Below are 14,824 nucleotides of genomic sequence, written 5' to 3'. Positions count from 1 at the left end.
AGTACAGCTTGCCGCTAACCGCAGTCTGGCGAAAGTGGCCAATTCTTCAATGTACGTGGACCATTACGCTACGTCCAGACTACGCCCGGCTGTTGGCACCGTACTCGTTGGCCTTGTTGAACACGTCCTGAGCGTAAATTCGCACGTCGTTGTAGGAAAGGATGGCGTTCCACCAGTCCTCGGCGACCGACAGGTTCCGGTTGCCCTTGCACAGATAGTTACCGGCTGCGAGGGCTGCGTCATCGATGTCCTGAGGGTTTTTCACGCCGTCGTTGTCGGCGTCGACGCCGCTTTCCTGCCACGTGGTGGGGATGAACTGCATGGGTCCGACGGCCCGGTCGTAGATGGCGTCTCCGTCGAGGACACCCCGGTCCGTGTCCATGATCCGCATTCGGTTCTCGGTTCCGTCGAGCGGAAGTCCGATGACACCGGGCGTCGATGCGCCCTTGGCGTCGACCTTGTTGCTGTTCGCAGTGCCGTGTCCCGACTCGATGAAGCCGATCGCGGCCAATGTGGTCCAGCTCAGCTTGCACGACGGTGTGGTCTGCGCCAACACCAGTTCGGCGTAGCCGTACGCCTGCATGGCGATCGGGGTCACCCCGGTCCGGGCCGAGGTCTGTGCCGCCCAGCCGGCGAGGACGTCCGCGGGCCGAGCGGTCGGCGGCACGCCCGGCAGCCCGGTCCCGGGCAGGCCGGTTCCCGGTAGGCCGGCGCCAGCGGTCGGCGCGGGGCCGGACGGCTGGCCCGCCACCGGTGCACCCGGATCAGTCTGCGAGCCGTGGGCGCTGTCCCGCGAGGGCGGCGTGTGGGCGGTCGCCGGGATCAGCACCCCACCCGCCAGTCCGGCGGCGGCGACCAGGGTGAGGATGAACAGCGCGGGCAGGACGAGCCGACCGCTGCCGCCCTTGGCCCAGCGCCCGACGGCCCGCGCCGTGGCGGCAGGCATGTGGCGGGCTGGTGGAACCCGGCGCAGGGCGTGCGCGAACGGGACCCGGGTCCGGCGACCAGAGGCGACGCGGGTCGGCTCGCCCGACACGGACGCGTCGGATGTGGTGCCTGCGGCGTCATCCGACGCCGTGCCCGCCTTCTCCGCGTCGCTCTCGGTCGCGTCGGCCTTCGGCAGATCGTTCTGCGCCGCGTCGCTCTTCGGGGCGTCGGCTGGCTTTTCCGCGTCGGTGGTCTTCACGTCGACGGGGCGGTCGTCGGCCTGCTTCGCGTTTGTCTTGTCGGCCTCGGCCTCGGCGTCTGCCTGTTTCGTGTCGACGGGTTTGTCGTCGGCGCCCTTCGGGGCACCGGGTGTGCCGGGGCCGGGGGTGCGCTGCGTCGGGACGGCGGGTGTCGAGGTGCCCGGCTCAGGGGCAGCCCCGGAACTGGCCAGCGGCCCGTCGAGTGTCGGTGCAGCCGGTCGGAGCTGCCGAGCCGCCGTACTGTCCGCGCCGTCCACCACGCCCCCCTCTCGGTCCGCCACGCGTCGAGTATTACCCATCCGGGGAAAATCGTCAGGTGCGGTCGTACCCTGTTGCCATGCCCCGGTACGAGTTTCGCTGCCGCGCCTGCGGTGACACGTTCGAGATCAATCGACCGATGGCCGAGGCGTCCGCGCCCGCGGCCTGCCCGCAGGGTCACGACGACACGGTGAAGCTGCTCTCCGCAGTGTCGGTCACCGGTCGAGGTGGATCCGTGGCCGGTGGTGCGGTCGGCGCCGGCCCGGCCGGCGGGGGCTGCTGCGGCGGTGCCTGCGGCTGCTGAGCCGCCTCCCGCTTACTGCCGGTAGAGGTCCGCTGCCGGATCTGCGATCATTAACCCGTCTGTCGTGATCGTCCAAAATGCTTTGGAAGCATGTGTTAAGTCGTTGTTCCATGGTCACGTAGCGGGTTAGCACCTTGGGGTCGTCTCGCCCCGTCCGTTCCTACGATGCGCTGTGACGTCGAAATGCGGCAGCATAAACGCGACTTCCAGGGGGCGGAGGTTCCACGCATGTCGGTACGGATCCACCTGCCGAGTGGGCTGGTGACTTTCATGTTCACCGACATCGAGGGGTCAACCCGGTTGGCCCAGATGCTCGGTTCGGGCTATCGCCCGGTGCTCAGCGAGCATCGACGGCTGCTCCGCTCCACGCTGGCCGCGAGCGACGGCACCGAGTTGTTCACCGAGGGAGACTCGTTCTTCATCGCGTTCGCCGACGCCGCCGCGGCGCTGGACGCCTGCCTGACCGCGCAACGCGCCCTGGCCAGCCACGAGTGGCCGACCCCGGAGGCCGCGCCGAGGGTCCGGATGGGACTGCACACCGGCCACGCCGAGCCGCTCGCCGGTGAGTACGCCAGCGCCGAGGTGCACCGGGCGGCCCGGATCGCGGCGGCGGCACACGGTGGACAGGTCCTCTGCTCCGGTGCCACCGCCCGGCACGCGGCGCCGTTACCGCCCGGCGCCTCCCTGCTCGACCTCGGACTGCACCGGCTGCGTGGTTTCGACGACCGGGAACGCCTCTTCCAACTGGTCGCCCCGGGCCTGGAACGGCAGTTCCCGCGACCCCGTACCGCCGATGCCGTCCCGCACAACCTGCCCACGCAGGTCACCTCCTTCGTCGGCCGCAAGGCGGAGCGGGCCGAACTCGACCGATTGGTCAACGAGCACCGACTGGTGACCGTGGTCGGGGCGGGCGGCGCCGGCAAGACCCGGCTCGCGGTCGAGGTCGCCGGGGCGGACGTGGAGACGTACCCGGACGGGATCTGGTTCGTCGACATCGCCGCGGTGACCGACCCGGGCCTGGTCGCCTTCGCGATCGCCGCAGTGCTCGGCCTCCGTCCCGAACCGGGCCGGCCGATGGCCGAGACCCTTGTCGAGTACGCCGCCTCGCGGCGGATGCTGGTCCTGCTCGACACCTGTGACGCCCAGCCGGCCGCCTGCGCCGAGGTCATCGCCCGACTGCTCACCGGCGGCAGCGGTGTACGCGTCTTGGCCACCAGCCGGGAATCACTCGGCCTGCCGGGCGAGGTGGTGTGGCGGATACCGCCGCTCTCGGTCGACCCGGGACCGAACGGTGGCCCCAGCGACGCGATCGCACTGCTGCTCGACCGTACCGTCGCCGCGCGCGGCGGCCGGCGTTCCAGTCCCGCCGAGGCGGCTGATCTGGAACGGGTGGTGGCCCGGTTGGACGGGTTGCCGCTCGCGATCGAACTCGCCGCCGCCCGCCTCCGGGTCCTCTCGGCCAGCCAACTCGCCGGGCGGCTCGACGACGTGCTCGGCGCGCTCGACGCCGGGCGGGACGAGCCGGAACAGCCGACCCCGGCAGTGCCCCGCTGGATCGCCAACCAACACGACACCGTCGACCTGGCCGCCGCCGCGCTGGACGTGGCGCCGGTTGCCGCGGCCCGAGCCGCCCAACGGTCCGCGACCCAGCGGCACGTCACCATGCAGGCGACCGTCACCTGGTCGTACCGGACGCTCGGGCCCCGGGCCGCGCGACTGCTGCGCTGGCTGGCGGTCTTCTCCGGCCCGGTCGATCTGGCCACCGTGGAGTGGCTGCTCGACGACGATCCGCTCGACCCGCTCTCCGTACTCGCGGACAAGTCGATGATCCAGGTGGAGCCGAACGTCTCCGGCAGCACCTACCGGATGCTCGACCCGATCCGGGCGTACGCGGCCAGGCGACTGGTGGACGCGGGCGAGGAGCAGGGCGCCCGGAACCGGCACGTGGCCTGGTCCCTGCACGCATTGGAACGCGCCCACCTCGGCCCGGACAACCGACCGGTCACCCTGTCGCTCTACGCCCTCGACCCGCTCGCCGACGAGATGCGCGCCGCGCTGCGCTGGACCGCCACCGGCGGGAGCGCCCGGCAGGGCCTGCAACTCGCCAGCGGACTCGACCAGTGGTGGCGCGAGCGGGGGCTGGCCCGGGAGGGGAGGCTCTGGCTGTTCCGGCTCTACGGGCGGATCGCCGAGACCGGCGAGCGGATACCCGAGGCGGAACTGGCGGCGGCGTACCACATGCATTCGCTGCACGCCGGGGCCGATGGTGAGTTCGCCGAGGAGTTGCGGTTCTCGCAGCGGGCCGAATCGGCTGCCCGGCAGGCTGGCGACGCCGGCCTACAGGCCCGGGTACTCGCCGGCCGGGCCGCGCCACTGATCGACATGGGACAGTTGGCCGAGGCCGAGCGGGTCTGCCGCGAGGTGATCGCCTGGGCGCACCAGAACGACGTCTCGGGCGACGCGCTCTTCGCGGTCTACAGCCTGGCCGAGTTGCTCTGGCGTCGGTGCGCCCTGGACGAAGCGGCGGAACTGCTCGGTGCCGCCCGTCCGGTGGAGGCGGCTCGTCCGGTGGAGCGGGCCCGCCGGTCGGTCGACATGCTGCTCGGCATGGTCGCGCTCTCCCGGGGTGACCTGGTCGCCGCGCACGACCACCTGGTGGTGGCGCTCCGGTCCCGGATGGCGCACGGATTCCACGGCCGTGCCTGCGACACGATCAACGCGATCGCGGTGCGGTGTGCCTGGGGTGGGGACCCGGTGACGGCTGCCCGGCTTTTCGGGGCATCCCAGGCGACCCGGTCCGCGATGCGCAGCACGGCGGGAATGTTCGGTCCGTACTGGCTGGAGGAGCAGGCCGGGCTCCGGGGCGTGCTGGGAGACGCGGCGTTCGACGCGGCCTACGCGGAGGGGGCCGAGTTGACGCTGGAGGAGGCGGCTGCGGTGGCGCTCGCGGTCGACCACCCGGATCTGGCGGCAGGTTCGATCCGGTTTTCCGGGGTGGAGCCGCCGGCCCAGCGGTCGAGGTCGGGACGCGAGTCGATCCACGCGGAGTCGCCGCGCGAGACTCTCGACCGCTACGAGCATCCCGGCTCGTAGCCTCCGCTGTCCGCTGTCCGCTGTCCGCTGTCGTGGACGGGCCCTGCCGGGCACGACGGCCCGGGGCACGACGGCCCGGGGCACCGTCCCGCCGACGGGGGCTTGGCGGGACGGCACCGCTGGTCCGGCCGGTCCGGGTCAGTGGATGAGGCCGGCGGCCCGCTCGGCGTCGGACTTCATCTTCGCCGCCCGGTCCAGGTCCGCCTGGCTGACGGCGACCTTGCCGAAGGCGCGTACGGCCTGGTAGTACGTCCAGGCCAGGCTGGTGCAGGCCGGACGGACGACCGAGTTGTACGTGGCGCAGACGCGCTTCAGGTCCTCGTAGAAGGCGCTGTCCAAGCGGGACTTGTTCGCCGGAAACTGGCCCACCGCCTTGAAGTTGCGGTAGCCGAAGTCGTGCCGGTAGCAGGAGAGCTGGAAGCTGAACCCGAGGGGGTTGTCCGGGCTCGACGAGCAGTAGTCGGTCGACCAGTCGAAGTTGTACTCGGCCCAGGGAGCCCTGTTGTTGCGGGCCGAGTTCCAGCTGTTGTAGCTGCTGGCACTCGTCTGGGTCCAACTGGTCAGCACGGAGAGCTTTTCGGCCGGCGTCACCGCGGCTGCGGGCGAGGCGACGCCGAGCACACCGAGCAGCGCGAACGCGGCTGCGGCGAGCAGGGTGGTCATCCGACGGGGCATGGGGGGTACCTCCGAGACGAGTGATGCCCCTGGTAGGGGCATCGGGGAACGGGGGCTTGTTACCGGTGGGTTACCGGATTGAGCACAGTCTCGGGTAATCGTGGGACGTCGATCTCTACCTGGCGTGAATATTTAACGACATGCGCCGAAACAGGCGAATGTGCATGGGCAGGGGCTGTGCCCAACCAGGGCGTATCCGCTCGCGCCGCCCGTGGCGTACGGCGTGCCGGCCGCCAGTGCACGCGGGACGGGTCGCACCGGCTATGTTGTGGGCGTGCAGCTGATCGTGGTGACGGTACCGGGCCTGCGGTGATCCATTTCCCCGCCGTCCGGCAGGGGCCGTTACGCGCCCTCAGCCTGAGAGTCCTCGCCGCCGTCGGCCTCGTGCTGATCATCGTTTTTGTGGTCTACCTGGACCGGGACGGCTACCGGGACGTCAACGAGGACAACCTCACCCTGCTCGACTCGGCCTACTACGCCGTGGTCACCCTCTCCACCACCGGGTACGGCGACATCACTCCGACCTCGCCCTCGGCCCGACTGGTGAACGTCCTGGTGATCACCCCGGCCCGGGTTCTCTTCCTGATCATCCTCGTCGGCACCACGCTGGAAGTCCTGACCGAGCAGTACCGCACCAACCTCCGCATGACGCGGTGGAGGAAAACTGTGAAGGACCACGTCATCATCTGCGGCTACGGCACCAAGGGCCGCAGTGCCATCAGCGCGCTGCTGGAGACCGACTTCGACAAGTCGAGGATCGTGGTGGTCGAGAAGAGCGCGACCGCCGTACGGCAGGCGACCTCGGCCGGCCTGGTCGCCATCGAGGGCTCTGCCACCCGCTCCTCGGTGTTGAACGAGGCGCACGTCAAGAACGCCAAAGCGGTGATCATCGCGACCGACAGCGACGACGCCTCGGTGCTGGTCGCCCTGACCGTGCGTCAGCTCACCGCCGGTCAGGTTCGCATCATCGCGGCGGTACGGGAAGCGGAGAACGCCCCCCTGTTGAAGCAGAGCGGCGCGCACCACGTGATCGTCTCGTCGGCGACGGCGGGCCGGCTCCTCGGCCTCTCCACCTCCGCGCCGCCGTTGATCGACGTGGTTGAGGATCTGCTCACCCCGGGGCAGGGCATGGCGTTGGCCATGCGATCGGCCGAACGGCACGAGGTCGGCACCTCACCCCGCGAGGTGGAGGCGCTGGTCATCGCGCTGATCCGGCGCGGCAAGGTGGTCTCTGTCGTGGAGCCGGCCGGCGTCCAGATCGAAACCGGAGACATGCTCGTCTACGTACGCGACGACCGCTCGACCTCCTCCGCGTCCTCCGCCTGAGGCAGCGGCGTCGCCTGCCTGAGGCAGCGGCCCGACCGTGGGCCGGAGAGCAGTGGAAGGCCCCGGAACAGAGGATGGGCCGCACGGTCACCCGTGCGGCCCATCGTCGTGTCGGATGCCGGCGGCTAGAGGATGGTCCAGGTGTCGCCGCTGTTGAGTAGCCCGGCGAGCTGCTGCTCGGGTGTCTCGGTCTGCGTGGCCTGGGCGGACCGGACCTGCTCCTGCACGATGCTGTCGTAGGAGGGGCGGGAGACGCTGCGGAGCACCCCGATCGGAGTGTTGCGCAGGTCGAAGCCGGGCAGCCGGGAGAGGGCGAACGCGTACGCCGGCTCGTTCACCCGGGTGTCGTGGACGACGATCTCCTCGGGGCGTACGGAGGCGGTTTCGCGTACCTCCAGGCCGAAGCCGCCTGGCGTCTGTACGACGCAGAACTGCCCCTGTGCACCGAACGTGATCGGCTGCCCGTGCTCCAGCCGGATCAGGTAGTCGTCCCGGGTCTCCGGCTCCTTGAGCTGGTCGAACGCGCCGTCGTTGAAGATGTTGCAGTTCTGGTAGATCTCCACGAACGCCGAGCCCTGGTGCTCGGCCGCGGCGCGGAGCACCGACTGGAGGTGCTTGCGGTCGGAGTCGATGGTGCGGGCGACGAAGGTCGCCTCCGCGCCCAGCGCCAGCGACAGCGGGTTGAACGGGGAGTCCGCCGAACCGACCGGGGTCGACTTCGTGATCTTGCCAACCTCGGAGGTGGGGGAGTACTGGCCCTTGGTCAGGCCGTAGATCCGGTTGTTGAAGAGCAGGATCTTCAGGTTGACGTTGCGGCGCAGCGCGTGGATCAGGTGGTTGCCACCGATCGAGAGGGCGTCGCCGTCACCGGTCACCACCCAGACCGAGAGGTCCGGGCGGGAGACCGACAGGCCGGTCGCGATCGCCGGCGCCCGACCGTGGATCGAGTGCATGCCGTACGTGTTCATGTAGTACGGGAAGCGCGACGAGCAGCCGATACCGGAGACGAAAACGGTCCGCTCGCGCGGGATCTGCAGCTCGGGCATGAACGACTGCACCGCGGCGAGGATCGCGTAGTCACCGCAGCCGGGGCACCAGCGCACCTCCTGGTCGGACTTGAAGTCCTTCGCGGTGAGCTTGAGGGCGACGGGCTCAGGCATTCTTGACTACCTCCTCCAGCATGGTCTCCAGCTCGGTGGCGGTGAACGGAAGGCCCCGGACCTGGTTGTAGCTGATCGCGTCGACCAGGAAGCGGGCCCGGATCACGTGGGCGAGCTGGCCGAGGTTCATCTCCGGGATGACCACCCGGTCGTACGCGCGCAGCACCTCGCCGACGTTGGCGGGCATCGGGGAGAGGTGACGCAGGTGCGCCTGGGCCACCGAGAGTCCCCGCTGGCGCAGGCCGCGGCAGGCGGCACCGATCGGGCCGTAGGTCGAGCCCCACCCGAGTACGAGCACCCGTGCGTCGCCGTCCGGATCCTCCACCTCCAGGTCCGGCACCGGAATGGCCTCGATCCGGGCCGCCCGTGTGCGGACCATGAAGTCGTGGTTGGCCGGGTCGTACGAGATGTCGCCGGTCTTGTCGGCCTTCTCCAGGCCACCGATCCGGTGCTCCAGGCCGGGTGTGCCGGGAATCGCCCACGGTCGGGCCAGGGTCACCGGGTCGCGCAGGTACGGCAGGAAGGTGGTGCCGTCCTCGCCGTTGGGTTTCGTGGCGAACTCCACCTGGAGATCGGGGAGCGAGTCGACGTCGGGCAGCAACCACGGCTCGGAGCCGTTGGCGACGTAGTTGTCCGACAGCAGGATCACCGGCGTGCGGTAGGTCAGCGCGATCCGGGCCGCCTCGATGGCGGCGTGGAAGCAGTCCGACGGAGACCGGGGGGCGATCACCGCTACCGGTGCCTCGCCGTGTCGGCCGAAGAGTGCCATGTTCAGGTCGGCCTGCTCGGTCTTGGTCGGCAGACCGGTCGACGGCCCGGCCCGCTGCACGTCCACGATCACCAGTGGCAGCTCCAGAGCCACCGCGAGCGAGATCGTCTCGCCCTTGAGGGCGACGCCGGGGCCGCTGGTGGTGGTGACGCCGAGGGCGCCGCCGTACGACGCGCCGAGCGCCGCGCCGATCGCCGCGATCTCGTCCTCGGCCTGGACGGTCGTGACGCCGAACCGCTTGTGCTTGCTCAGCTCGTGCAGGATGTCCGAGGCCGGGGTGATGGGGTAGGCGCCGAGGAAGACCGGGAGCTTGGCGCGGACGCCGGCGGCGACCAGACCGAGCGAGAGCGCGGCGTTACCGGTGATGTTCCGGTAGGTGCCGGGGTTCATCTTGGCCGGCTTGACCTCGTATCGAACGCCGAAGTCCTCGGTGGTCTCGCCGAAGTTCCAGCCGGCCTTGAAGGCGGCGGTGTTCGCCGCGATCAGCTCGGGCCGCTTGGCGAACTTGGCTTCGAGGAAGCGGATCGTGGACGCGTATGGCCGGGAGTACATCCAGGAGAGCAGGCCGAGGGCGAACATGTTCTTGGCTCGCTCGGCGTCCTTCTTCGAGACGTTCAACTCGGCGAGCGCGCCGATGGTCATCGAGGTCAGCGCGACCGGGTGAAGCGCGTAGCCGTCGAGCGAACCGTCTTCGAGCGGGCTCACCGTGTAGCCGACCTTGGCCAGGTTCCGCCGGGTGAACTCGTCGGTGTTGACGATGATGTCCGCGCCCCGAGGCAGGTCGACCAGGTTTGCCTTGAGGGCGGCCGGGTTCATCGCGACCAGCACGTTCGGCGCGTCGCCCGGGGTGAGGATGTCGTAGTCGGCGAAGTGCACCTGGAAGCTCGACACCCCGGGCAGGGTGCCGGCGGGCGCCCGGATCTCGGCCGGGAAGTTCGGCAACGTGGAGATGTCGTTGCCGAGCTGCGCGGTCTCCGAGGTGAACCGGTCGCCGGTGAGCTGCATCCCGTCGCCGGAGTCGCCGGCGAACCGGATCACCACCCGATCCAGTTGACGGACCTGCTTGGTCACGTGACCTCCTGTTGCCGGCGGCGGGCTCCGTACACCGATGGTCCATCCCCGCCTGTCTCTCAACCGAGAGCCTACGTCGGACCGTTAGGTAAACCTTGCCCCAGGTCCGCCGGATGGGAAGGGCAAGAAAGGGCATTTGCCAGTATTTGATGGGTCAAACTCGATCGCCGTAACTCAGATCACGGGGGTTTTCTGTCCGCTTCCCCGTCCATCATCGCTCGCGATCCAGGGCCCCCACCGGTGAATCCGCCGGCTGGAGGAGGTCGGAGATCCGCACCCGGTCACCGGTGGGTCAGGGCGTGTGTCGACGCAGCGTCACGGCCGCGAGGGTCAGCGCGAGGACCACCAACAGCCCAGAGACGACGATCAGGCCGATCGCCGTCCGCTGGACCCCGCTGTCCGGCTGCGACACCGGTCGCACCATCGGCAGCAGGCCCTGGGAACCGGTCGGCATCGCGCCGACCCCTTCGACCGGAACGCTGGCCGCCGCAGCCGTGATCCGGAAACTCATCTGCATCCGGCCGGTGCGGCCCTGGCTCGGGATGACCGTGCCGATCAGGGCACCGGAGAGGGGTGCCATCCGCTGTGCGGCCGGGGTGGCCGCGACGGTGAACCGGGCGGTCGCGGTCTGGCCGGCAGCGATCCGGCCAAGGTCGCAACCGAACCGGGACGTGCCGGTCTGATCCGGGTTCGCCGGGGCCGGATCGTCCGGGGTGGGCGCGGTGGAGCGGCAGCCGGGCGGAAGGGTCGGCACCGTCACGCCGTCCGGCAGGATCACCTCGACCGTCCCGCCCGCCTCGGTCACACCGGTGTTGCCGAGCCGGACCACCAGCGTGGTCGGCTGCCCGGTGGCGTCGAAGCTGACCTCGTCGGCGGCGAGGGTCACCCCGGCCGCCGGTGGGCCCGGCGGGAACAGCACCGCGAAGCCCTCGTCGTCAGTCACCGACCCGGCATCGGGCCGGGCCGGGTCGACGGCGGTGACCTGCACGGATCCGGCCAACGGCATGTGTAGCCAGGCACTCGGGTCGACGACCACCCTGATCCGCGTGCTGAACTGGGCACCCGCGGCCGTCCGCCAGGCGCCGCACCGGTACGTCCCGCCCGTCACCGGCGCGCAGCCGGGTGTGCCGGCGTCGGTCAACCCGGGCGGCAGTGCGTAGCGCAGCCGTACGAGCTGCGTCGTCTCGCCGGTGTTGCGGATCGTCACCTGTAGCTCGGTCGTGGTGCTCCGGGCGCCCCAGTAGGCGCTGGTCAGGCTGATGTCACCGGTGCTGACCAGTACGCCGAGACGGGGTTGGCCGGGATCCGGTGGCCTCGGGATGGTGGTGGGCGGTGGGCTCGACTGACCAGGGCTGGTCGTCGGCGGCGGGTCGACCGGCGGGGACGGGCTGTGGCTGGGCTCGTCGCTCGGCTCCGTACTCGGTGTCGGGCTTTCCGTCGGCGTGGTCGGCTCGGGCGTGTTCGTCGGCGGTTCGGTCGCCGGCGGTGTGCTCGGTTCGGGGTCCGGGTCCGGGTCGGGGTTCGTCCGGTCCGGGTCCGTCCCGCCGCTGCCGGGCACCTCCGTCGTGGCCACCAGCGTCGCCGCCGAGGCGGCGGAGCGGTCGGCGCCGGCCACCGCGATCACGATGATTCCGGTGGCGGTGAGCAGGGTGAGTGCGACGGCGGCCAGTGCTCCGTGCGCCCGGTGGCGGCCAGCGGCGCGGCGGCGGCCGGTCCAGAGCGTGCGAGTAGGCCGTCCGAACTCGACACGAGCCATCGATCCTCCGGTGCTCAGCCCCTGGTGGATTCATTATTCGACGTCTCTGGTCCCGGTACGCCACTCCCAACGCGGAACAAATGCGTAACGAGCGTGTGGCGCGCGTCAGCGTGTGTTGACGCTCGGGGATATCGTCAACGTATGTTGACGACGATGGAAAGGTGATCCATATGGCTGTGGTCGCACAGGACTCCGCCGACGACCCGAGGCGCGCGTTGCGTGCCGCCGGAGACCTTCGCCGGGACGCCGAGCGGGCCGAGGCCCTCCAGGTGCGACGGGCCCGCAACGCCGGCCTGGAGTGGGCACAGATCGCGACGGCCCTCGGCGTCAGCACCCGGGAGGTGCGACGCAGGTACGGCACCCGGCGCCGGCTGCTGCGTGCCGGCGCATGAGACGCGGGCGAACCGCGCCAGCCCGGTGGTACGGGTAGGCTCCCGCCCATGAGCGGCTACCTCGGGTCGTACGCGACGCTCGGGCTCCTGTTGCTCGCCAGCGTCCTGGTCTTCGTCGGCGCGTTCTCGGCAAACCGGCTGCTCCGACCCGCGCACCCCGCGGACCCGCCCGGAAAGCGGACGACCTACGAGAGCGGTGTCGACCCGGTCGGCAGCGGCTGGGCCCAGGTCCAGATCCGTTACTACGTCTACGCCTACCTCTACGTGCTCTTCGCAGTGGAGGCGGTCTTCCTCTTCCCCTGGGCGGTCGTCTTCGACCGGCCCGGTTTCGGCCTGGTGACGGTGGTCGAAATGGCGATCTTCGTCGCGGTGCTGGCGCTCGGCATCCTCTACGCCTGGCGCAAGAACATCCTCCGCTGGAGCGACTGAGGGGTAAGGAAGGGCCCCTTGTTATCGCTTTCGGTAGAGGAAGGGCCCCCTCCTAACATCCTCGACGGGCGCGCGACGCGACGCGGCGCGACGCGACGCGGCGCGGCGGGGCGGGGCGAGTGCGGGGCGCAGCGCGGCGGCGCGGGGCGAGTGCGGGGTGGGCGAGGTGTCAGGCGAGGCCGCGGCGGGAGACGGTCGGCGGACGGTCGCCTCGGATCGAGGCGACCATGTCGAGGGCCCGACGGGTCTGACGTACCTGATGGGCCCGGAACACCCGGGCCCCGAGCCAGGCCGAGACGGCGGTCGCCGCGAGCGTCCCCTCCAGCCGTTCGTCGACCGGCAGGTCCAGGGTCTCGCCGATGAAATCCTTGTTCGACAGGGCTACCAGCACCGGCCAGCCGGTCGCGGTCATCTCCCCGAGCCGCCGGGTCACCTCCAGCGAATGACGGGTGTTCTTGCCGAAGTCGTGCGCCGGGTCGATCAGGATCCCGTCCGGGCGCACGCCGAGGGCGACTGCGCGGTCGGCGAGCCGGGTGACAGTCGAGACGACGTCGTCCACCACGTCGTCGAAGGCCGCCCGGTGCGGCCGGGTACGAGGGCTGAGCCCACCGGCGTGCGAGCAGACCAGTCCCGTACCGGTGTCGGCGGCGACCTGGGCGAGCGTCGGGTCGGCCCCGGACCAGGTGTCGTTGAGCAGGTCCGCGCCGGCGGCGACGGCCTCGATCGCCACCTCCGCCCGCCAGGTGTCGATCGAGATCACCACGTCGGGGAAGGCGGCCCGTACGGCGGCGATGGTGGCCACCGTACGGCGGATCTCCTCGGCGACCCCGACCTCCGCCCCGGGGCCCGCCTTCACCCCGCCGATGTCGATGATCCTTGCCCCCTCGGACACCGCCTGCTCGACCGCCCGCAGTGCGGCGTCCGCGGCGAAGGTCGCCCCCCGGTCGAAGAACGAGTCGGGCGTACGGTTCACGATCGCCATGACGACCAGGTCACCCGGGGGGAAGACCTGCCCGCCCAGCCGTAGCGTCCGCTCCATCGCAGAACCTCCCTCTCGTCCGGTCGCCGATCGCCACGACGCTAGCCGGATGTGGCGGACCGGGGTGCGACGGGAGTAGGGCGGGGTGGCGGGGTCGCCCGCCCGGTCCGGTCGTGACACGATCCTTACTATGGGCCAGTTTCTCCTCCTCCTGGTGGTGGCGTTGACCGCCGCAGCGGTCGTTTTCGGGGTAACCGTGCTGCTCACCGGGGGCGATCCCGGCATGGTGCAGGCCGAACCGGACGGCCGCGCGGTGCCTCTGCCGACCAGTCGTCCATTGGCGGAGTCCGATGTGAGTGAGCTGCGGTTCGACACCGCGCTGCGCGGGTACCGGATGAGCCAGGTCGACCAGGCGTTCCAGCGGGCGGCCTACGACATCGGCTACAAGGACGAGCTGATCGGCGTACTGGAGGCGGAGGTGGAGGCGTTGCGCGAGGGTCGTAACGCGGACGCCGACGCCCTGCGTCAGGCCCGGGTGGCCGCGCTCGCTCCGGCCACTGTCGGCACCGCCGGCGACGCATCCGAGCCGCCCGCAACCGGCGATGCCGGTGTCGCCGCCGCCTCGGTGTCGCCGACGGCCTCCGGCCCGGCCACACCGGCGTCGGACCCGACACCTCCCGTACCGGCGTCGGACCCGACACCTCCCGCACCCGCGTCCACGGGCCGAGACCTGAAGACGTCATCGGAGCCGGCCGCGAAGACCGGGGAGACCGCGAAGACCGGGGAGACCGCGAAGACCGGGGAGGCCGACCTGGCCGGGGAGACCGACACGGAGGAGGCGCCGGCTTCGGTACCGGCCGACAGCGGCGGCCCGGCGCTGCGGACGGAGCGCGGGTGACCGGGCCGGAGACACCGGACGGCTGCGAGGATGTCGCGCAACCGGGTGCCGGCGAGGTCACCGCTACGGTGATCGTACGGGCCCCGGCGGCGACGGTTTTTGCCGGTTTCATCGCCTGGGAGCGGCAGTCCGACTGGATTCCGTTCACCCGGGTCCGGGTAGTGCGGGGCGACGGGGGCGAAGGAAGTCTCGTCGAGGCGGTGACCACCGTCGGTCCGGCGGTGCTGCGCGACGAGATGCGGGTGGTCCGGGTCGATGCCCCGTACGAGCTGCGAGTGGTCCACTGTGGGCTTCTGCTTCGTGGCCCCGGCGTGTTGCGCTGCACTCCGATGGAGCGCAACCGGACCCAGGTGGTCTGGCACGAGTGGTTCCACCTTCCCGGCGGTACGGCGGGCCGGTGGGCCTGGCCGCTGCTCTGGCCCGGCTCGAAGTTCAGTCTCGGCCAGGCTCTGAAGCGGTTCGCCCGGCTGGTCGAGAGCGGGCAGTTGCCCTGATCACGGCGTTGGCGCCAAGCTGTCGCGCTGCCC

General features: G+C 70.7%; 13 protein-coding genes. 7 read left to right on the top strand and 6 right to left on the bottom strand.

Annotation, left to right across the window (positions count from 1 at the left end):
• Nucleotides 1–79 precede the first annotated feature (79 nt).
• Nucleotides 80–1,447 (bottom strand): lytic murein transglycosylase, encoded by a 1,368-nt coding sequence (locus ACIBF5_RS14880; protein WP_396812084.1) that lies wholly within the window; start codon nucleotides 1,445–1,447, stop codon nucleotides 80–82.
• A 77-nt stretch (nucleotides 1,448–1,524) separates the two neighbouring features.
• On the opposite strand from ACIBF5_RS14880, the gene ACIBF5_RS14875 reads away from it, so the two are divergent.
• Both ACIBF5_RS14875 and ACIBF5_RS14870 read left to right on the top strand, forming a co-directional pair.
• On the top strand, nucleotides 1,525–1,749 hold the full coding sequence (locus ACIBF5_RS14875; protein ID WP_396811774.1) for a zinc ribbon domain-containing protein: 225 nt from the start codon (nucleotides 1,525–1,527) through the stop codon (nucleotides 1,747–1,749).
• A gap of 228 nt (nucleotides 1,750–1,977) precedes the next feature.
• Nucleotides 1,978–4,842 (top strand): NB-ARC domain-containing protein, encoded by a 2,865-nt coding sequence (locus ACIBF5_RS14870; protein ID WP_396811772.1) that lies wholly within the window; start codon nucleotides 1,978–1,980, stop codon nucleotides 4,840–4,842.
• A gap of 138 nt (nucleotides 4,843–4,980) precedes the next feature.
• Here ACIBF5_RS14870 and ACIBF5_RS14865 read toward each other — a convergent pair whose 3' ends face one another.
• Nucleotides 4,981–5,517 carry a phospholipase gene (locus ACIBF5_RS14865; protein ID WP_396811770.1) on the bottom strand — a complete coding sequence of 179 codons (537 nt, stop codon included), beginning with the start codon at nucleotides 5,515–5,517 and terminating at the stop codon, nucleotides 4,981–4,983.
• A gap of 309 nt (nucleotides 5,518–5,826) precedes the next feature.
• Between ACIBF5_RS14865 and ACIBF5_RS14860 the strand changes: the two genes are divergently transcribed.
• A complete protein-coding gene (locus ACIBF5_RS14860) occupies nucleotides 5,827–6,843 on the top strand; it encodes a potassium channel family protein (protein WP_396811768.1) in 1,017 nt (338 codons plus the stop codon).
• A gap of 125 nt (nucleotides 6,844–6,968) precedes the next feature.
• Here ACIBF5_RS14860 and ACIBF5_RS14855 read toward each other — a convergent pair whose 3' ends face one another.
• The 3 genes from ACIBF5_RS14855 to ACIBF5_RS14845 form a co-directional block, all read right to left on the bottom strand.
• The gene (locus ACIBF5_RS14855) at nucleotides 6,969–8,003 is read right to left on the bottom strand and encodes a 2-oxoacid:ferredoxin oxidoreductase subunit beta (protein ID WP_396811766.1); all 1,035 of its coding nucleotides are present in this window, start codon (nucleotides 8,001–8,003) and stop codon (nucleotides 6,969–6,971) included.
• Nucleotides 7,996–9,843 carry a 2-oxoacid:acceptor oxidoreductase subunit alpha gene (locus ACIBF5_RS14850; protein WP_396811764.1) on the bottom strand — a complete coding sequence of 616 codons (1,848 nt, stop codon included), beginning with the start codon at nucleotides 9,841–9,843 and terminating at the stop codon, nucleotides 7,996–7,998. Before ACIBF5_RS14850 ends, ACIBF5_RS14855 begins: the two co-directional genes overlap by 8 nt.
• A 292-nt stretch (nucleotides 9,844–10,135) precedes the next feature.
• Entirely contained in the window at nucleotides 10,136–11,599 is a 1,464-nt protein-coding gene (locus ACIBF5_RS14845) for a hypothetical protein (RefSeq protein ID WP_396811762.1), read from the bottom strand.
• Between the two features lie 170 nt (nucleotides 11,600–11,769).
• On the opposite strand from ACIBF5_RS14845, the gene ACIBF5_RS14840 reads away from it, so the two are divergent.
• Both ACIBF5_RS14840 and ndhC read left to right on the top strand, forming a co-directional pair.
• Nucleotides 11,770–11,991, top strand: a complete 222-nt coding sequence (locus ACIBF5_RS14840; protein WP_121162172.1) for a hypothetical protein — start codon at nucleotides 11,770–11,772, stop codon at nucleotides 11,989–11,991.
• A 48-nt stretch (nucleotides 11,992–12,039) separates the two neighbouring features.
• Nucleotides 12,040–12,420 (top strand): NADH-quinone oxidoreductase subunit A, encoded by a 381-nt coding sequence (gene ndhC / locus ACIBF5_RS14835; RefSeq protein ID WP_396811760.1) that lies wholly within the window; start codon nucleotides 12,040–12,042, stop codon nucleotides 12,418–12,420.
• 169 nt (nucleotides 12,421–12,589) lie between these two features.
• Here the strand turns inward: ndhC and folP are convergent, their stop codons facing one another.
• Nucleotides 12,590–13,459 (bottom strand): dihydropteroate synthase, encoded by an 870-nt coding sequence (folP, locus tag ACIBF5_RS14830; protein WP_396811758.1) that lies wholly within the window; start codon nucleotides 13,457–13,459, stop codon nucleotides 12,590–12,592.
• Nucleotides 13,460–13,589: 130 nt separating this feature from the next.
• Between folP and ACIBF5_RS14825 the strand changes: the two genes are divergently transcribed.
• Nucleotides 13,590–14,297 (top strand): DivIVA domain-containing protein, encoded by a 708-nt coding sequence (locus ACIBF5_RS14825; protein WP_396811756.1) that lies wholly within the window; start codon nucleotides 13,590–13,592, stop codon nucleotides 14,295–14,297.
• Complete coding sequence (locus ACIBF5_RS14820; RefSeq protein WP_396811754.1) at nucleotides 14,294–14,791, top strand: SRPBCC family protein; 498 nt, start codon at nucleotides 14,294–14,296, stop codon at nucleotides 14,789–14,791. Before ACIBF5_RS14825 ends, ACIBF5_RS14820 begins: the two co-directional genes overlap by 4 nt.
• The last annotated feature ends 33 nt before the right edge of the window (nucleotides 14,792–14,824 follow it).

The sequence above is a fragment of the Micromonospora sp. NPDC050417 genome (genome assembly GCF_044458865.1).
GTDB lineage: Bacteria > Actinomycetota > Actinomycetes > Mycobacteriales > Micromonosporaceae > Micromonospora_G.
The sequence above is the reverse complement of the archived record's forward strand: the minus strand, read 5'-3'. Positions and strand labels throughout refer to the sequence as shown.